This window comes from Ruegeria sp. BJ5 (genome assembly GCF_056537865.1).
Genome location: NZ_JBQFSH010000003.1, coordinates 353439 through 370595, shown reverse-complemented (window position 1 = coordinate 370595; position 17157 = coordinate 353439). Strand labels below are relative to the sequence as shown.

General features: G+C 60.3%; 16 protein-coding genes and 2 pseudogenes. 4 read left to right on the top strand and 14 right to left on the bottom strand.

Annotation, left to right across the window (positions count from 1 at the left end; translation table 11 throughout):
• Positions 1 to 28: 28 nt before the first annotated feature.
• Positions 29 to 1567: a ShlB/FhaC/HecB family hemolysin secretion/activation protein gene (locus tag ACR0NY_RS12530; RefSeq protein ID WP_170369048.1), complete on the top strand. Its 1539-nt coding sequence runs from the start codon at positions 29 to 31 to the stop codon at positions 1565 to 1567.
• A 1618-nt stretch (positions 1568 to 3185) separates the two neighbouring features.
• On the opposite strand, the gene ACR0NY_RS12525 is transcribed toward ACR0NY_RS12530, so the two are convergent.
• The 10 genes and pseudogenes from ACR0NY_RS12525 to ACR0NY_RS12480 all read right to left on the bottom strand — a co-directional run bounded on the left by ACR0NY_RS12525 (position 3186) and on the right by ACR0NY_RS12480 (position 10653).
• Positions 3186 to 3767 carry a GNAT family N-acetyltransferase gene (locus ACR0NY_RS12525; RefSeq protein WP_170369049.1) on the bottom strand — a complete coding sequence of 194 codons (582 nt, stop codon included), beginning with the start codon at positions 3765 to 3767 and terminating at the stop codon, positions 3186 to 3188.
• A gap of 19 nt (positions 3768 to 3786) precedes the next feature.
• A complete protein-coding gene (locus ACR0NY_RS12520) occupies positions 3787 to 4221 on the bottom strand; it encodes a GNAT family N-acetyltransferase (RefSeq protein WP_480771286.1) in 435 nt (144 codons plus the stop codon).
• Positions 4222 to 4424: 203 nt separating this feature from the next.
• Positions 4425 to 5058, bottom strand: a pseudogene (locus ACR0NY_RS12515) (tyrosine-type recombinase/integrase).
• Between the two features lie 105 nt (positions 5059 to 5163).
• Positions 5164 to 5805 (bottom strand): annotated as a pseudogene (locus ACR0NY_RS12510) (site-specific integrase).
• Between the two features lie 156 nt (positions 5806 to 5961).
• Positions 5962 to 6189 carry an integrase arm-type DNA-binding domain-containing protein gene (locus ACR0NY_RS12505; RefSeq protein ID WP_367646359.1) on the bottom strand — a complete coding sequence of 76 codons (228 nt, stop codon included), beginning with the start codon at positions 6187 to 6189 and terminating at the stop codon, positions 5962 to 5964.
• A gap of 275 nt (positions 6190 to 6464) precedes the next feature.
• The gene (locus ACR0NY_RS12500; protein WP_170340913.1) at positions 6465 to 6998 is read right to left on the bottom strand and encodes a DUF3833 family protein; all 534 of its coding nucleotides are present in this window, start codon (positions 6996 to 6998) and stop codon (positions 6465 to 6467) included.
• On the bottom strand, positions 6995 to 7612 hold the full coding sequence (locus tag ACR0NY_RS12495) for a DUF3833 domain-containing protein (protein ID WP_093964038.1): 618 nt from the start codon (positions 7610 to 7612) through the stop codon (positions 6995 to 6997). The genes ACR0NY_RS12500 and ACR0NY_RS12495 overlap by 4 nt, the downstream gene beginning before the upstream one ends.
• Entirely contained in the window at positions 7609 to 8832 is a 1224-nt protein-coding gene (locus ACR0NY_RS12490; RefSeq protein WP_170369050.1) for an MFS transporter, read from the bottom strand. The genes ACR0NY_RS12495 and ACR0NY_RS12490 overlap by 4 nt, the downstream gene beginning before the upstream one ends.
• Positions 8832 to 9368 (bottom strand): hypothetical protein, encoded by a 537-nt coding sequence (locus ACR0NY_RS12485; protein ID WP_170369051.1) that lies wholly within the window; start codon positions 9366 to 9368, stop codon positions 8832 to 8834. The genes ACR0NY_RS12490 and ACR0NY_RS12485 overlap by 1 nt, the downstream gene beginning before the upstream one ends.
• The gene (locus ACR0NY_RS12480; protein WP_170369052.1) at positions 9319 to 10653 is read right to left on the bottom strand and encodes an NAD(P)/FAD-dependent oxidoreductase; all 1335 of its coding nucleotides are present in this window, start codon (positions 10651 to 10653) and stop codon (positions 9319 to 9321) included. Before ACR0NY_RS12480 ends, ACR0NY_RS12485 begins: the two co-directional genes overlap by 50 nt.
• Positions 10654 to 10892: 239 nt before the next feature.
• Between ACR0NY_RS12480 and ACR0NY_RS12475 the strand changes: the two genes are divergently transcribed.
• A complete protein-coding gene (locus ACR0NY_RS12475; RefSeq protein WP_170340920.1) occupies positions 10893 to 11618 on the top strand; it encodes an SDR family NAD(P)-dependent oxidoreductase in 726 nt (241 codons plus the stop codon).
• Between the two features lie 3 nt (positions 11619 to 11621).
• Here the strand turns inward: ACR0NY_RS12475 and ACR0NY_RS12470 are convergent, their stop codons facing one another.
• Together ACR0NY_RS12470 and ACR0NY_RS12465 are read right to left on the bottom strand one after the other, a co-directional pair.
• Positions 11622 to 13274: a Y-family DNA polymerase gene (locus ACR0NY_RS12470; protein ID WP_170369053.1), complete on the bottom strand. Its 1653-nt coding sequence runs from the start codon at positions 13272 to 13274 to the stop codon at positions 11622 to 11624.
• Between the two features lie 67 nt (positions 13275 to 13341).
• Positions 13342 to 13629: an I78 family peptidase inhibitor gene (locus ACR0NY_RS12465; protein ID WP_170369054.1), complete on the bottom strand. Its 288-nt coding sequence runs from the start codon at positions 13627 to 13629 to the stop codon at positions 13342 to 13344.
• 130 nt (positions 13630 to 13759) lie between these two features.
• On the opposite strand from ACR0NY_RS12465, the gene ACR0NY_RS12460 reads away from it, so the two are divergent.
• Together ACR0NY_RS12460 and ACR0NY_RS12455 are read left to right on the top strand one after the other, a co-directional pair.
• A complete protein-coding gene (locus tag ACR0NY_RS12460) occupies positions 13760 to 14872 on the top strand; it encodes an S-(hydroxymethyl)glutathione dehydrogenase/class III alcohol dehydrogenase (RefSeq protein ID WP_170369055.1) in 1113 nt (370 codons plus the stop codon).
• An 88-nt stretch (positions 14873 to 14960) separates the two neighbouring features.
• Complete coding sequence (locus tag ACR0NY_RS12455; RefSeq protein WP_170340934.1) at positions 14961 to 15680, top strand: NYN domain-containing protein; 720 nt, start codon at positions 14961 to 14963, stop codon at positions 15678 to 15680.
• Positions 15681 to 15688: 8 nt separating this feature from the next.
• Here ACR0NY_RS12455 and ACR0NY_RS12450 read toward each other — a convergent pair whose 3' ends face one another.
• Together ACR0NY_RS12450 and ACR0NY_RS12445 are read right to left on the bottom strand one after the other, a co-directional pair.
• Positions 15689 to 16627 carry a DMT family transporter gene (locus ACR0NY_RS12450; protein WP_170340936.1) on the bottom strand — a complete coding sequence of 313 codons (939 nt, stop codon included), beginning with the start codon at positions 16625 to 16627 and terminating at the stop codon, positions 15689 to 15691.
• A gap of 115 nt (positions 16628 to 16742) precedes the next feature.
• On the bottom strand, positions 16743 to 17156 hold the full coding sequence (locus ACR0NY_RS12445; protein WP_170369056.1) for a group III truncated hemoglobin: 414 nt from the start codon (positions 17154 to 17156) through the stop codon (positions 16743 to 16745).
• Position 17157 lies beyond the last annotated feature (1 nt).

Below are 17157 nucleotides of genomic sequence, written 5' to 3'. Positions count from 1 at the left end.
ATGCCCGATTTCCGTAAGGTTATAAAAAATGCACGTATTCAGCTCGGTTGTATTTGCGATCATTTGCACTGTTATAGCCGTCGTATCAGTTCCAAAATACGGCATTGCCCAAACTTGGGACATCGCATCCCGGCACTCCGTCAGCGGCGTAACGGTATATGATGCGGATGAGTTGCTAACTTATGCCGGCCAATTGGCCTTCAATCGGTCAGGTCGCATCACGGCGGACGGGGTCGCATCAACGATCACTCAAATCTACCGAGAAGACGGTTATTTCTTGGCTGAGGCCTGGCCTGGACCCGATGGGCAGAGCATAGTTGTGGATGAAGGGCGCATTCAAACCATCGAAATTGAAGGTGTAGATACGCGCACGTTCCAAACCCTGGAGAAGATCTTTCGCCCACTCACCACCGCATACCCGATAACTCTCAAACAATTTGAGCGGGCGGTCATGTTAGCCGAGGACATACCCGACTTGGACGTGTCGACCGAACTTGATTACCCGGATCAGGCTGGCGCTCGGTTGAGGGTACTGGGCGAACCTCTGCGCAAACAAGCCGGTAGTGCGACACTCGACAACCCTCCGCGTGAGCTGGGAGAAGCGCTCAGCTTCTATGTCGTACAAGAGTTTTATTCGACGCTGACCGTCGGGGATTTGCTGCGATTTGAGGGGTCTGGCAACTACAATTGGGACAAAGACGACGAACACTCTTTGTGGGGTGCTGTTACCTATCGCACGCCGCTGAACAGCGATGGTCTTTACGGTGAGGTTTTCTACGGAAACATAAACGCAAAACGTGATCTCTCGGGGGAGTTTGCAAGGACAGATGTTGATGGCGAGAACTTCACCGTCGCGTTGGGCTACCCGGTGATCCGCGATGTGGCCCGTTATGGATATCTTCTGCTGGATTATCGCCTTTCCGAAGCGGACTCAGTCAGTGGCGGCGTGCCATTATCCAGTGACGCAGGTGTCGTCGGCCTAACGTATCTCTATGGGCAAAACTATTCAAAAGGGCAAACTTTGGAGGCGGGATTAACCTTATCGTTTGGCAACAATAATACGACGGACGCGAATTTTGACGACGGCGACTCCTCATTCTGGCATCTACGGGGCGGCATTGGATACGAAAGCCCGCTTACGGGCTTGTCGCCCAACACAGCGTGGCGCACTGAGATCTGGGGCCAGTTCACAACCGACCGGCTGCCCTCGGTAGAGGAGTACTTCCTTGGTGATCGTTATGCTTTGCGCGGATATCGTTTTGACGAGGTAGATGGTGATTCTGGGATCTCCGCGATTTTCGAAGTGTCTCATTCCTACTTCCCCAGGTCCCAGAGCATACATCGCTTGACGCCCTTTGCCTTTTTCGACGTGGGTTACATCTCGAACAATGACCCTGCGAGTTTTGAAGTTGAAAGTGCTACACTGGCATCGACTGGTCTGGGTTTGGACATTGAGTTTAAGCAGAACCTATTCTTGTCCGGATATGTCGGTGTTCCTTTGAGGGACGGTCCTTTGACCGACTCTGGCGATCCTGGCGCGTATCTTGCTCTGACAACAAGTTGGTGAGGATGTTATGAAACGGAACCGCATTGCTTTACTTTCCGCAGCTTGTTTGATTGCCGGACTGGCCGCTACGCAGGTCTTTGCCCGCGGAAACCAATACGGTTGGTGCCGAGGTGTAGGGAACCCACACCAGTCCGGCCAAGGATGCGGGCAGACCGGTGGGCAAGGGCCAGGCAATCAAATTACCGGCCCAACGCAGCCGGTGGCAAATCAGTTGCCACCTCGGGGAACGCCGCAAACGCCCACGTCCGTTGCAGTGCCGGTCCTTGCGCCGGGCGCGGTTCCGAACGCAATTCCCGGTCGGGTTCCTATCGCGACGCCAATAGCGGTTCCCGGTCAGGTTCCAACGCCGATCGTAGCGCCGACACTAGCTCCGCCATTGGTGCCAAACCCGACACCAAACCGGGTTCCGACAGCCGTTCCCAATCAGGTTCCGCCGTTGGCTACCGGACCGACTGCTGTGCCGCCGCAAGTTCCGACTGCGACTCCCAATCAAGTTCCGATAGCTGTCCCTGGCCAGGTTCCGCCTCAACCCAATGTGCCGCCCCTGGTGCCGACAGCAACACCTAACCAAATACCAGTCGCGGTTCCTGGTCAGGTTCCGCCTCAACCCAGCGGTCAAACTGCTGTGCCACCGCTCGTTCCAACCGCGACTCCCAATCAGGTTCCCACAGCGGTCCCTGGCCAAGTTCCACAGTTGACACCAAAACCTACGGCAACTCACGTGGCCGTCCCAGGACATCCAAAACCACAAGGCGTAGTGACAGTTATGCGCCCAAAGCCAAGGCCGACGACCGGTACTGTCCAGCCAACTGGCACAACACAGGTGACCCACCATTTGACCCACCAAAGCAATTCAAAGAAACACGATCATGTCGCAGCAACACCTGGACGGCATGACCCGCACGACTTACCCAGGTTCCGCAACGCAGCGGCCAAGGAAAACTGGGAATGCGTTGCCAGCGGATTTGGACAGCGCCGTTACGACGCAGGGCGTGGTGTATTGCTGAACAGCGGAGCGTTGCGGCACCTCGGAAACGTGGACGCTATGGCGCGGGATGTACCAGCACGGCATCCAAAACACTCTGGGTGCATTATTTCGGTTAAACGAAAACAGCGCTGAAGCTTGTCTGGTAGCTATTGCTCGGACAAAGAGGCCAATCGACCAATATATCGTCCAATATCGTCTGGTTTGGTGGAGTTTTTATTGCCCTTATTCCCCTAGCACTAACGTTGGCTGACGTAGCCCAACAATGCTCAGTACCTAAGTTTTGTCAAACTAGGCCAACAATCTAAAGCGCCGCACTTCCAAGAGGGGTCTCCGGCTATCTGGGCCGGTCTGGTTAGGCGAGCAAAAGCTTGAACGGCACCTTTGCAAAGTCAGATTTCAGCGCATTTCTGTAATTGGGGAGCCACGCGGCATCAATCAATCGGGCTCAAAGCGGTCGTTCGCTACAGTCCCCACGAACGACCGTTATGCGGACACTCCCGACCTTCGTTGCTCTCAGACCAACGGCGGCTCTCGAGGGGCACAGCATATATGATTGATTGTTAGCACCAACACCCCTTCGGCCGAAAAGCGAGAGCGGCCTCCGCTTAGAAACACCGGTTACGCCCGATATCAGGACAGCGACTTGACGAGGAGAACCCAGTTTTCTGTTTCGGTCGCCCAGCCGTCTTTGACGCATGGGGCTTTGTCCAACTCAGAGTATCCCTTTCGCTCGTATAAACGTCTGGCTCCCACGTTTTCATCGGCGACAATAACACTCATAGTGTTGTATCCTGCGTCGCGGGCTATCTCGTCGGCGACTTCAAGTAATTTTGAACCAAGTCCCTGACCACGGTTCTCTGGGTAGCAAGCCAGAACATTGACATACCAGCTGTCCAACGCTTTGTTTTCCAGCTCCTGCAAGGGACGGAACAAGGCTGGGAAGTCATCTCCAATTTCTTCTGGTTCAGATCCGATCCCATAGCCTGTAAGACCGGCAACCGCCCCGTTGCCAAAGTCAACTACGACCACTTGCCCCTCTCGTGCCTTTTCAGCCTGTCGCGCGCGACCGACCGCCCAAGCATCCTCGCCATCTTGTGCCAACCCGGTCCAGACATGGAGCGGCAGGCCTTCGCCTGCAAAGTTCACCAAGTCCGCAAGTGCATGGGCATCAGATTCAACGGCCAATCGCAAAGGCTTTTCAAGTTGTATCACTTCTCTCACTCCAATGAGTTTAGAGTTTCATAGACATCTCATGCCAAGTCATTCCTCCATGGTCGGAAGCGGATGGCTGTAAATAACTGTATCCAAACCCCTCGTAGAGTGGGATGTGATGCTCTTTGCACATGAGGTGGATTGTCGACTTACCCATCCTTTTCATGCGCTCCACGAATTCGACCATCAAGGACCGTGACAGACCTTTGCCCTGATGCGCGGGATCAACAACAACGGACATTATTACGACGTTTGGTGCGTCGGGGTCATGTCCGACAAGCTCCTTAAATTCCTCATCAGACATTTCGACTTCATGGGCACATCCGCAATTTATAAAGCCAACAATCTCGCCTTTTTCCTCAAGAACGAGGAAACCATCGGGATAGATCTCGATCCTCCTGAATATCTTTTCGAAGGTTGCTGCTTCGTCGCCTTCATAGGCTGCAGTTTCGATCTCAAAGCACCGAGTTGCGTCGGAAGGTTAGGCGTTTCGGAATTCGTTCATGCGCCTACACTATTCGTGATGCATTAAGTTGCAAAGCTGCCGTTCGTATCCTCGCAGCATTCCGGAGGTATGGGCTCTGAGCGGAAGATGAACCGGAGAATTCGAATGTCTGCTTGGGAGCAGCGAGTGGGAGATCCCGCCCGCCTATTTCGTTAAAGATCGATACGTTCGGCATTACTCAGCGCGTCTTCAAGCTCGACCCCAAGGTAACGCGCCGTACTGTCCACTTTGCTGTGACCGAGCAGAAGTTGAACGGCACCTAGGTTTCCGGTCTTTCTGTATATCAAAGCCGCTTTGGTGCGCCTAAGCGAATAGCGTGCCGTAGCTGGACGGATCGAGACCAATCGCTGACACCCATTCCCGGACAAGCCTAGCGTATTGCCGGATCGAAAGATGCGTTAAAGCATGCATACGACTCGGAAATAGATACCGTTGTCCATGCATGTATTGAGAAGAGACCCATTGCGACACGACTTCACGTGTATTCTCCGTCACTTCAAATTGCACCGGCTTCGCAGTTTTACTTTGAACAACGGAAACCCGATCGCGAACAGTGTTGCCAACGGCAAGATCGTTAGCCCTCAGGCGGACGAGATCGCACCCGCGCAACTTGCTATCGATGGCAAGATTGAACAATGCCAGGTCTCTCAGCTTGTTTGCAAGTTCGAGCCGAGCGCGAGTGGCCCAAACTTGCTTTGGCTGCAATGGTCGCTTTTGTCCACATAGTCTGCCTTTGTTCCAGGGCGGACCACGCGTTGTGACAACGGGAAGTAGAGATTTGGACATCTTAGATCTCCGTCCATTCCCTTCCGCCCCGAACATCGACACTGTGTCGGCAGCTGCAGTCTAATTGTCGCTCGCGAGTCTTGAGCAGAGGAAAGCTCTCAGGTTTCAGGAACTACGACCGCCGATCTTCTTATCCATAACATCCGCTGCCTGCCGCAATGGGTCATCTGCGAGGTGCGCATGGCGTTGCGTGGTGGACGGGTTCGTGTGTCCAAGTAACCGACCGACTATAGGCAGACTCAGACCGCTGGAAACCAGATGCGACGCATGTGTATGCCGATTGTCGTGGATACGGTAGTCTTGAAGACCTGCAGATGTGGTGAACTAGCTCCAAAATTTCTTCAGATCCTTGTACGGTTGGTCCGGAGAGCGTCCCGGAAACAACCAACGACTTTCAGGAGATGCCCCTGCTTTCATTGCCGCAAGCAAATCACAGGTTGCTGACGAAATCGGCAGGTGCTTTTGTCGCTTTTGCTTTGTGTGGTGCGACGGCTTTGTCCACACCGCGCGGTCCAAATCGAAGTCTTCCCATTTTACCGTCAGGACTTCGCCGATCCGTGCACCTGTCAGGAGTTGCAGGCGTATAGCGTTGGCTGCAACCTGATTTGGATGCTCTGACAGAGCCACCAAAAGCCTTTGCAGCTCATCGTCTGACAGCCAGCGGTCCCGCTTTTTCTCGGGAAACTTTTCTATACCGCGCGCCGGATTGTCAGAACGCTGACCCCAGCGCACAGACAGTTCAAACATTTTCGACATGAGGGCCAGAGTGCGATTGGCTTGATATGTCGTATCACGCATTTGATTGTGAAGCTTTTGAACATGCTGACGCGTCACTTCAATGCCTTTAAATCCCCAAGCTTGGGGAGAATGTATCGGTCCAGCATCGACCGATCATTCCGAACACTACCGGGACGTTTCTTTGGCTCCGCATGTTCGGTCATGTATCGCTGCAAGTGAGTTCACCGTTGGTGAATGCCTGAGCGTTTGAGCATCCGCAACAGGATCCCCGCCGCGCACCACGTCAGCAAGAAGCGCGCGTGCCATTTCGCGGGCGGCGCCCAAAGACAAGGTCGGCCCATATCGCCCAAGTGTCTTGCGTTTCGACCGTCCGGTTTGTTGCTGAAATGCGATCGATACTTGATTTTGTTAGTCTGGCATTGGGCGTATTGCATCCAGATGACTTAGGTAAGCATAGGGTAAGCAAAATGCGGGGAGTTAGGGAGAGCCTTGTAGCAACCACAGCACGTGAATACTCCAATTTTGCAGGGGAGTATGCCACTCAATCGAACTGCCCATAATGCTGTCGAAAAAAGAGAAATAAGACTCTTAATCAGTGGGTTGCAGGTTCGAATCCTGCACGGCTCACCACTTTTTCCAAAGACTGACCAAGACGCCGCGCGGCGTGGTTATTTCTTTTCGAAGAACAGCACGACTTCGCCCAGCCGGATGCCAAAACGCGAGACATAGGCGCGGTTCAGCAGGCGGTCATCGTCCAGCAGCCACATCCAGTCGTCGAAATCGACGCGCATCGTGCCGTCTTTCACCGGCAGGTCGATGCGGTATTTCCAGTTGAACGTGTCGCCGCGCTCGGTTCCCGACGCGGTGCCCAGAACGCCGGGCGCGGTGCCGGTCCAGGTATCCTCGCCGGTTTTGGTCAGGGTCCAGATGCGCTGTTCCGTGGCGCCGTCATCATAGACGAAATCCTCGACCAGGGTCAGCGTCTGGCCGGCCCATGTCCCGTTGATGTCGACCGTGAACCGGCGCGGGATGTTGCCCAGAACGTCCTGGAACTGCCCATAGGCCACGGTGTGGCCCTCAAAGAACTCTTCGAGGTTCAGCTGGCGGTCCGACAGAAAAGTGGTCGGAACTTTTGGTTTGAAGGCACAGGCCGCCGTCAGCAGCAGGCACGCGAAGGCCAGTCGTTTGATGAGATGGGTCATTGCAGGGCCCTCGGGTCGGCGGTGCGGTCATGACCGTTTGCACCGGGCACATGCGCTGCCTTTTCCGGCGGGGCGGGGCGCATCGTGGCGACAAGCTCAGCCACCTTCAGGCCGAACTTGCGCATCTCCGAGCGGTTCATGATCGCCCCGCTCTCGGTCAGGTACATCCAGTCTGTCACATCCAGGGTATGGCCCCCGGCGTCTTCGGGCAGAACGATGCGATAGGTCAGCTTGACCGTCGCGCCCGAGATCACGCCGCGGCCTTCGCCGACGATGTCGTCGGCGGTTGCGGTAAAGCTGTTGCCTGTGCCCATGGTCAGGTACCATTTGCGGGTCATCTGCTTGCCGTTCGAATAGGTGAAATACTCGGTCAGGGTGCCGGAATTGCCGTTCCATTCCCCGATCATCCGCGCAACGAAGCTGTTCGACATCTTGCCGGTCGGGCCATAGATCAGCCCTTCGGACAGGATTTCTCCGTTCAGATTATCCTTCAACGAGAAATCGGGGCCGGTTCCGGCATAGTCCGACGGCGATTGCGCGCGAAAGCTGAGAAGGCGGGTTTTGACCGCGATCAGGGCCAATACGGCCAGTGCGGCAATCAGAAGGAATGTCATTTTGCGGGTACCTCTGTAGGCAGCGTCAGGACCATTCCGAACGCGCCGAGTTTCAGGATGCAGGGCAGCACGGCATAGGCCAGGTTGAGCGTTTCCAACGCCTGCGCCGAATTCGTCTGACCGGGCACGAAGCCGCTGCGCTCCAGCAGCGGAAGGGTGAAGAATGCGGCCAAAGCCAGCCCCAGTTTGCCGGCGAATGACCAGATGCCGAAGGCCGCCGAGGCATTCAGCCCCGCGCGTGTCAGCACCACCGAGAACATGGCCGGCAGAACCACCATGTCCGCCCCCAGCGCCGCTCCCGACGCCAGGCAGATCACCGCGAACCCGACCAGATTGCCGGGCGCCAGCATGGCCGCCCCGACAAAGCCCAGAATGGCCAGCGGCATCGCGATGATCAGAGTCTGTTTCGGGCCAATCCGGTTGCTGAGCCGCGCCCAGAGCGGCACTGTGGCCCCGGCGCTGAGGAAGAACAGGATCAGCAGCGGCCCGGCCTTGCCCGGCAATTGCAGCCGGTCCTCGACGAAGAACAGGAACAGCGTCGAGGTGATCGCAACCGGCAGGCTGTTGACGAGCGCCAGCGCCAGCAGACGCAGGGCCCCGGCCTGACCCAGCCCGTCGAACGACAACCCCTGACCGGTGATGGGCGCGCGCCGCCAGATCGGCAATGTCAGCACCATGGTGACCACCGCCAGCGCGCCCAGAAACAGCCCGAAGGCCGGATAGCCCTGCGCGCCCGCGCCCAAGGCGACGAACAGCGCCGGTGCGCTGGCGGCCAGGACCACGCCGGCCAGTTGCCCGCCCTCACGAAAGGCGGCGAGCGTCATCAACTCGCGCGGGGTGGCCTGTTTTGCCAGCGTCGCGCTGCGACCATAAAGCAGGATCGTGCCCAGGCTGTAGGCGGAAAACAGCAGGATCAGGATCGTCACGAGGGCGCCGACGCTCGCCCCCTGCGGCAGTGAGAACAACAGCGGAAAACCCACTGCCAGACCCCCTGCGGCCAAGACGGCAAAGCCCATCTGCCCGCCGGGCCAGCGGTCAATGGCCCAACCGATCAGCGGGTCTTGCACCAGATCCACCAGCCGGATCAGCAGCAGAACCGTACCGATCACGCCCAGGCCGATCCCGAGGTTCACTGCCGCGAAACGCGGCAGATGGATGTAGAGCGGGATACCCGCCGCAGCAAGCATCAGCGCATAGAGGCTGACACGCGGATACAGCATCACTGACCCCGCAGCTGTCGCGTAAAGGCGGCGGACCGGGTGTTGTTGCCCAGAAAGATCGACATGAAACTGCGCTTGATCCCCGGATAGGAGAGGGTGCAGGTCTTGCGCCCGTTGCGCCAGAACTCGATCGCGTCGGGGCCTTTGGTGACGGCCAGATAGCTGTCACCGCCACCGACCGCCTGATAACAGGTTTTCAACTGCGCCTCGATCGGGGCGCTGTTGCCCTGCCGAGCCATCTCGTCCAGCGTGGATTCGATCAGCGTCTTCTGCTTCAACGATTTCCGATAGGTCAGCTTCAGGCCGAAATCCTGCGACCAGCTGAGCGGGCCGCCGCCTTTGGTGAACAGCTGCGCGTCGTAGATCGGCAGACCGAGGAACCGGAAGGTGGCGGTGCCACGCAGCTCGGCATCGGGCAGCACGTTGGTGACGGGCGTGGCCGCCAGCCCGGCAGGGGCCAGCAGAACCAGGCTCAGGATCGCTGCGTTACGGGCTGGCCGTAACCGGGACAGCGACGCTTGGATCAGGTATCGCATTTTCAGCTCCGATGGTTTGCGGATCGCCGTTCAACAGCCCGACCACATGCATCGCGCTGGCGATTCCGTCTTCGTGGAACCCGTGCCGGTTGTACGCGCCGGCGAACCAGGTCCGGTTGCGGCCCTGCATTTCCCGGATCTGGCCCTGCGCTTTCAGCGCGGCCTTGTCGAACACCGGATGGGCAAATTCCACCTCGTCATAGATCTTGTCGGGCGCGATGTCGGAAGACGGGTTCAGGGTGACGAACAGGGGGTCGCTTTCGGGGATGTTCTGCAACCGGTTCATCCAGTAGGTCACGCCCACGTTGCCCGCCTGCGAGCGGTAAGTCCAGCTGGACCAGCAGGCGCGGCGGCGCGGCATCTGGCTGGGGTCGCAGTGCAGAACCGCGCGGTTCGGCTGATAGCGGATCGCGCCCAGGGCCGCGGCCTCGTCGGCGGTGGCGTTCTGGCCCAGAATGGCCAGCGACTGGTCGGAATGGGTGGCCAGGATGATCTCGTCATATTGATCCGAGCGCCCCTGCGCCTGAACGGTCACGCCCAAGGCGTCGCGTTCGACGCTCGAGACCGGTGCGCCCAGGCGGATGTCGCAACCCCGGCCGCGCAGAGCGGATTCGATCCGGCGGACATATTCGATGCTGCCACCCTTTACGGTCCACCACTGGTGCTGGGCGCCGCGTTTGCTGGACAGCAAGGCGTGGTTGCGGAAGAACTGCACCAGCGACCGTGCCGGGAACTGATCAACGAACTCTACCGGCGTGGACCAGATCGCGCCGCACATCGGCATCAGGTAATTGTTGCGGAACCAGTGGCCCAGACGCATCTGGTCAACCAGTTCACCAATCGTGGTGTCATCATCCCGAGCGGCCTCGGGCGCTTCTTTGCCAAAGCGCAGGATGTCGGCGATCATCTTGTAGTAGGAGGGCCGCACGAGGTTGCGCTTCTGCGCGGTGATCGTGCGCAGGTTGTTCAGGCCATATTCAATTCGACCATTGTCGATTGTGGCGCCAAAGCTCATCTCGCTTTTGATGACCGGCACGTCCAACTCGCTGAACAGCTTGGTCAGGTATGGATAGGTGGCATAGTTGAAGACGATGAACCCGGTATCGACCGGTTGATCACCATTGCGGCCGGCCATCACCGTGCGCGCATGTCCGCCCAGACGGGGTTCGGCCTCGTACAGGGTGACGTCGTGACTCTCTGACAGGTAATAAGCCGCTGATAATCCTGAGATGCCTGCGCCTACAATTGCGATTTTTTTCCGTACGCCCCGGGTTTCGTCGAACATGCCATCCTCTTTATGCGACATTTTACAATAAGATACGCAGGGTAGGCCGGAGCGGATCAAATCCGGGCCATGTTTTTCCCTGTTTCCCGCTGATCGGCGGGCAGTGCGTCAGGATTGCACCAATCGCGGTTGCTGGTGATCCGGGGTCTGCCCGTCCGCGTAATGAAAGGTGTTATGATCGAGACAACCCAATCCAAGACCGCGGCTGTTCACGCTTCGGCACATGCGAACCGCCCGGCATGAGCAGTTTTGACGGAAAAACCTATTGGATCATCGGCGCCAGCGAAGGTCTGGGCCGGATGCTTGCCGAAGCCTTGGGCGGTCAGGGCGCGCACCTAGTGCTGTCCGCGCGCAATGCCGAGCGGCTGGAGCAGATCTGCGCTGCGCTGCCTCATGCCCGTGCGGTGCCGCTGGACGTGACCGATCTGGCGCAGGTGCGCCGCGCCGTGGCCGAGGTCGGCCCGGTGGACGGTCTGGTCTACAACGCCGGGGCCTATGAGCCGATGCGCGCGCAGGACTGGAAGACCGAAGCCGCGCTGGCCGTCAGCGACGTGAACTATTCAGGCGCGCTGCGGGTTCTGGGGGAAACCGTGCCGGCCATGGTGCAGGCGGGACGTGGCGACATTACCCTGATCGGGTCGCTGGCGGGCTATCACGGACTGCCTGCGGCGATCGGGTACGGGTCCAGCAAGGCGGCGCTGGTCTCGCTGGCCGAAACGATGCGGCATGACCTGGCGGGAACCGGGGTGACGGTGCGCATCGTCAATCCGGGGTTCATCAAGACCCGGCTGACCGACAAGAACAGCTTCAAGATGCCGATGCTGATGGAGCCCGAAGACGCCGCGCAGCGCGTGCTGCGCGCAATGGCGCGCCGGCGCTTCCGTACCGACTTTCCGGCGCCGTTCTCGTGGGTCATCCGGCTGATCGATTACCTTCCGGATCTTCTGGTCTATCGCGGAAAATAGACTCTAACCAAAGCGTCCTTGGCAGAACCAGCCCGCCGACATGGTGCCGCCATGGCCGTAGAACAGCCATAGCCGCTCGCCCTGTTCGGTCACCACCACCCAGTAATCGCGCACGCCGCTGCGCCAGTTGGGGTCATCCAGCCACCATTCCGGGGCGATCCGTTCCGGGCCGGTGGCCTGCGCCAGGTGCCAGTCGCGCCCGCGCCAGCGGAAATTGGCGGGCACATCGGGGCGGTCGGGGGCCATCACCGGCTCGGGCCGCCACATCAGCAGGGGGCGCGGGCGCGGCGGGGCGGGCCAGTCGCGCGCCGGTTCCGACCAGGCCGCCGCCAGCGTCTGGGCGGTTTTCTCGGGGATGTGCGAGGCCGCCGGGTGCTGCCGCGTGATCGCCTCGAGCCCCACCCGCGCGCCCAGTTTGCCGATCAGGTCGTCCAGCGCGGTGTTCCCCTCCAGCCGGTTGCGGACGGCGCGGCTGGCTTCGGCATGGCCGGTCAGGGTGCGGGCATGCACCGGCTCGGTCTGCACCGCCGCAAGGCGCAGCATGTCGATTCCATAGCCCGCGTCGATCTGGTCGATTTTCATCTCTAACAAAGGGCGAATGCGGTGTTTGTCATGGCTCGGGCGGGCCAGCCCGATCTCGACGATCTCGGCCGCCTGATCGGTGCGGTGCGCCTCGAGCCGCAGAGTCCGCGCCCCGCGTGCCTTTTCTTCCAGCCGCGTGCACAGGGTCGGCAGCATCCGGTCGATGGCGGCCATCACGTCCTCGGCCAGGCCGATCGGGTTGGGCAGGGTCATCCGCACCGCAAAGTGATGCGGGGGCCGCGCGGGCGAGACCGGCTCGGGTGCGCTGCCCATCGCCTGATCCAGCCGCAGCACCAGCCCGCGCCCGAACCGGCGGGCCAAACTGGCACGCGGCTGGCCCAACAGGTCGCCGATCCGCCGGAGGCCCAGCCGGTTCAGCTGCGCCACGGTCTGGTCGTCCAGCCGCAGCGCCGCGATGGGCAGGGGGCTGAGCGCGCCATAGGCCTGCCCCGGCGGCGCGATCCGGGCCCCGCCGCCCGCGGCCACCACCTGCGGCGCGCCGCCGCCCTTGGTCCAGTGCCGCCGTTTGCCAGCCCGGGCGCGGGTGGCGCGGGCCTCTTGGGAAATGGCGTCGCCATTGCGGTCCGAGGTGGCCTCTTGCCCGGCATAGCGCGCCAGCGCCCAGGCCGCGCCCAGCGTGTCGGCGATGCCCATCTGCACGCTCAGCCCCATGTCGGCGCAGTCGGTCTCGATCACGTCCAGCAGCGCCTCTTCGCCGCCGAACAGATGGGCGCAGCCCGACAGATCGACGATCAGGCCATCGGGGGACTCTTCGGCGACCCAGGGGCTGAACTTGCCCGCCCAGCGGCGCAGCGCGGTCAGAAAAGCGGCCTCGGCCGGGGCGTTGCGGGGGCGGGTCACAAGGGCGGCGCACATGGCATGGGCATCGCGCACCGGCTGGCCCACGCGCAGACCGGCTGCTTGTGCATCAGTGTTCAGCGAGGTGATGACCTGCATGTTCGACTGTTCGGCCACCACCGCCAGCGGCCCGGAGTGCAGGCCCCGCGCGGCGCGGATCAGCCGTTCGGCCCCCAAACGGGGAAACCACAGCGAGAGTATTCGGCGTTTGGGCATCGGGCAGACATCAAAGTGTTCTCACTTTGTTCTTATCTGAGAATCATGCCCCGAGTCGAGTCCGCCCTTATCCGCAGGTCAGCCGCTGAATGACCCCGGCTCCGTTCACATAGACGTTCAGCCGGTCGATGCGGTAATCCTGCGTGGCGATGTCATCGGGGCCCAGAACGCGGCTCCGTTCCGGCAGGCTGGCCTGAATGGTCGAGACCGGTTGCCCCACGGACTGGGCAAACGGTTCGCCCTTGCAGAAGGCCAGATCCACCGGGGCGACATCCACCTCGGCAGAGCCCGGTTCGGGCAGGTCGGTTTCGGCGCAGGCGGCCAGGACGATCAGGATCGGGATGAACCGGTACATTGGCGCTCCTCTTTTCGGCAATGTCGTTTCTGAAATATCAAAAGCTTACAGAGACTGCCATGAAAGCGCAGTTGAAAACACCCTGTATTTGACGCAGGGTCGGGTCAAACAAGACAGGGAGACAAGCAACATGCGAACCCGTGCCGCCGTCGCCGTTCAGGCGGGCAAGCCCTTGGAAGTGATGGACGTGAACCTCGAAGGCCCCAAGGCGGGCGAGGTTCTGGTCGAGATCAAGGCCACCGGCATCTGCCATACCGACGAATTCACCCTGTCGGGCGCCGACCCCGAAGGCCTGTTTCCGGCAATTCTGGGCCACGAGGGCGCCGGCGTGGTGGTCGAGGTCGGCCCGGGCGTGACCAGCCTGAAGCCGGGCGATCATGTGATCCCGCTCTACACCCCCGAATGTCGCGAGTGCGAATACTGCCTGCACCCAAAGACCAACCTGTGCCAGGCGATCCGCGAGACGCAGGGCAAGGGCCTGATGCCCGACGGCACCTCGCGTTTTTCGACGTTGGATGGGGATCCGATCCTGCACTACATGGGCTGCTCGACCTTTTCGAACCACACGGTCCTGCCGGAAATCGCGCTGGCCAAGGTGCGCGAGGACGCGCCGTTCGACAAGATCTGCTATATCGGCTGTGGTGTTACCACCGGCATCGGCGCCGTGATCAACACCGCCAAGGTTGAAATCGGCAGCCGCGCCATCGTGTTCGGTCTGGGCGGCATCGGCCTGAACGTGATTCAGGGCCTGCGTCTGGCCGGGGCCGATCAGATCGTCGGCGTCGATCTGAACCCCGCCAAGGTCGAGATGGCCAAAAAATTCGGCATGACCGATTTCGTCAATCCCTCCGAGGTCGAGGGCGATCTTGTCCCCTATCTGGTGAACCTGACCAAGGGCGGTGCGGATTACACCTTTGACGCCACCGGCAACGTGCAGGTGATGCGTGCGGCGCTGGAATCGGCGCACAAGGGCTGGGGCGAATCCATCATCATCGGCGTGGCGCCCGCAGGGGCCGAGATCTCGACCCGTCCGTTCCAGCTGGTCACCGGTCGGTCGTGGCGCGGCACCGCCTTCGGCGGCGCGCGTGGGCGCACGGACGTGCCCAAGATCGTCGACTGGTATATGGAAGGAAAGATCGAGATCGACCCGATGATCACCCACACCATGGGTCTGGACGACATCAACACCGGCTTCGACCTGATGCACAAGGGTGAAAGCATCCGGTCGGTGGTGATTTACTGAGGCCGGAAATTGCAAGGGCGGGGTTACACCCGCCCGCTTTTCCTCCTATGTTCAGTTCAGAATTTTACGTCTGAATTGAGAGACCAAGTTGACCAACACCACCACAGAACGACTTGCCGTTCTGATTGACGCCGAGAATGTTCCGGCAAAACACGTCGCCGAAATCTTCGAAGAAGTTGCCACACTGGGCGAGGCCAGTCTGCGCCGGATCTACGGCGATTTTTCCGGCGGTATCCCGCAGGGCTGGAGCGCCGATAAACTGGCGGAATACGCCATCGTACCGCACCAGCAATTTGCCAACACAACCGGCAAGAACGCGGGAGACATCGCCTTGGTGATCGACGCGATGGACATTCTGCACTCGGGCCGCTTCGACGGGTTCGTTCTGGTGTCATCCGACAGCGATTTCACCCGCCTGGCCAGCCGCATCCGCGAGCAGGGTTTGAGCGTGTTCGGGATCGGCGAGGAAAAGACGCCCAGCGCCTTCAAAAACGCCTGCAACCGCTTCATTCGCATTGAGAACATCAAAAAGGAAGAAACGAATGGCGGCGAGAGGGCAAAGACAGCTCAGCTCAAAAAAGAGATAAATCATGCATTCCAGTTAATCCGGAATGTCGTGCTCAAATCCGAGGAACCGGACGGATGGGCGGGCCTTGGCTGGGTAGGCAGTCAGCTGAGCATGAACTATCCGGATTTTGATACGCGAACCTATGGCTTCAAGCGGCTGAGCGACTTGGTACGAGCCACCGGGAAATTCGAGGAAACAGGTGAAAACGGCGGCCTGAAGATCAGGCTTAAAGATCAGTAGCAGCCGCACTACGACCCTGGCCGCGCCGAGGCGCCGGTGTCAGAGCGCGGCGAGCGGACGCGCAAAACCGGCTTGTTCGGCGATACATTTGCCCGGCTTTCGCGCCAGACGACGAAGATGCCCGATGCGATGATGATCGCGGCCCCCACGGCCACCCATTTGTCGGGCTTTTCCCCAAAGAACACTGCGCCGAAGATCGTGGCCCAGATGATCTGGCTGTACTGGCTGGGCGCGACCACGCCAGCGGGCGCCGCGCGATAGGCCAGGATGATCAGGTGCTGGGCGATCACCGAGAACACGCCGACCAAGGCCATCATCGCCAGATGGATCAGCGAAGGTGGCTGATAGACCGCCGGTTGCGCCAGGCTCATGACCGCGATCGCCAGCAGCATCGGATATAGAATCAGCACCGCCGAGCGTTCCTCGTTTCCGATCTTGCGCACCAGTACGGATGCGAAGGCGCTGCAGAAGGCGGCCGTCAGGGCGGCAAGGTGGCCCAGGGTGATCTCGGTCGCGCCGGGCCGCAGGACGATCAGCACCCCGATCAGACCCACGCCCACCGCGGCCCAGCGTTGGGCGCGCACGACCTCGCCCAGTATCGGGATCGACAGGACGGTGACGATCAGCGGAAAGGAAAACAGCAGCGAATAGACCTCGGCCAGGGGCAGGACTGAGAAGGCGTAGAATGCGCAGGACATACCCGTGACCATCAGCCCCGAGCGCAGCATGACCAACCATGGATGGCGGGGCAGGAAGTTTCCGGTGGCCTTGTCCGCCAGAATCGTGACCGCCATCGGCACAAAGGAAAACAGCGTGGCGAAAAAGATGATCTGCAGCACGGAATAGGTGCCGCCCAGCGTCTTGATCAGTGCGTCATGGGTGGCAAAGACGGCAAACCCGAGAAAGGCAAAGCCAAGTCCCTGCAGGGTCGAGTTCTGTGTGCTCATCTGGCTGGTCTCGGGCGGTTGGATGCTGTGGCAGGTGTCTGAGGTCTGATTAAACCCAATCGGCAGAGTCGGATAGTCCAAACTTTACCGCTAACATCCCCGCGGGGCCGGCCGTTCAGCGCAGGATCGGCGGAGCCCCGGCCGGTTGGCGGGCGGCCGCGACACCGGCCTGCATCCCCGCGCCGATGCGTCGGGCCAGCGCCACCCAGGGCGTGGCCGTTTCCGGGGGCAGGGTGCCGTGGGCGACCTCTTCGAACAGGTCCAGCCAATGGGCAAACATTTCGGGTTTCACGTCCGGACGCTCGATATGCACACGCTGCGGATTGCCGCTGTAGCCGCGCTCGTACAGGATGGCGTTGCGCCAGAAGGCGGCGATCCGGTCCTCATGCGCGGGCCAGTCGGTGACGTGGCGGTTGAAGATCGGGCCCAGCAGGGCGTCCTGCCGGACGCGGGCGTAGAATGCGGTGACCTGCGCGCGGATCTGGTCGGGCGTGGCGGGAAAACGTGGGGGCATCACGGGCCGGGTCATG

Excerpts from the sequence above, each read along its gene's own strand:
- ACR0NY_RS12485 (WP_170369051.1), bottom strand. The coding sequence starts at position 9,368 with ATGCGATACCTGATCCAAGCGTCGCTGTCCCGGTTACGGCCAGCCCGT.
- ACR0NY_RS12480 (WP_170369052.1), bottom strand. The coding sequence starts at position 10,653 with ATGTTCGACGAAACCCGGGGCGTACGGAAAAAAATCGCAATTGTAGGC.
- ACR0NY_RS12530 (WP_170369048.1), top strand. The coding sequence starts at position 29 with ATGCACGTATTCAGCTCGGTTGTATTTGCGATCATTTGCACTGTTATA.
- ACR0NY_RS12500 (WP_170340913.1), bottom strand. The coding sequence starts at position 6,998 with ATGACCCATCTCATCAAACGACTGGCCTTCGCGTGCCTGCTGCTGACG.
- ACR0NY_RS12490 (WP_170369050.1), bottom strand. The coding sequence starts at position 8,832 with ATGCTGTATCCGCGTGTCAGCCTCTATGCGCTGATGCTTGCTGCGGCG.
- ACR0NY_RS12495 (WP_093964038.1), bottom strand. The coding sequence starts at position 7,612 with ATGACATTCCTTCTGATTGCCGCACTGGCCGTATTGGCCCTGATCGCG.
- ACR0NY_RS12450 (WP_170340936.1), bottom strand. The coding sequence starts at position 16,627 with ATGAGCACACAGAACTCGACCCTGCAGGGACTTGGCTTTGCCTTTCTC.
- ACR0NY_RS12475 (WP_170340920.1), top strand. The coding sequence starts at position 10,893 with ATGAGCAGTTTTGACGGAAAAACCTATTGGATCATCGGCGCCAGCGAA.
- ACR0NY_RS12470 (WP_170369053.1), bottom strand. The coding sequence starts at position 13,274 with ATGCCCAAACGCCGAATACTCTCGCTGTGGTTTCCCCGTTTGGGGGCC.
- ACR0NY_RS12460 (WP_170369055.1), top strand. The coding sequence starts at position 13,760 with ATGCGAACCCGTGCCGCCGTCGCCGTTCAGGCGGGCAAGCCCTTGGAA.
- ACR0NY_RS12465 (WP_170369054.1), bottom strand. The coding sequence starts at position 13,629 with ATGTACCGGTTCATCCCGATCCTGATCGTCCTGGCCGCCTGCGCCGAA.
- ACR0NY_RS12445 (WP_170369056.1), bottom strand. The coding sequence starts at position 17,156 with ATGACCCGGCCCGTGATGCCCCCACGTTTTCCCGCCACGCCCGACCAG.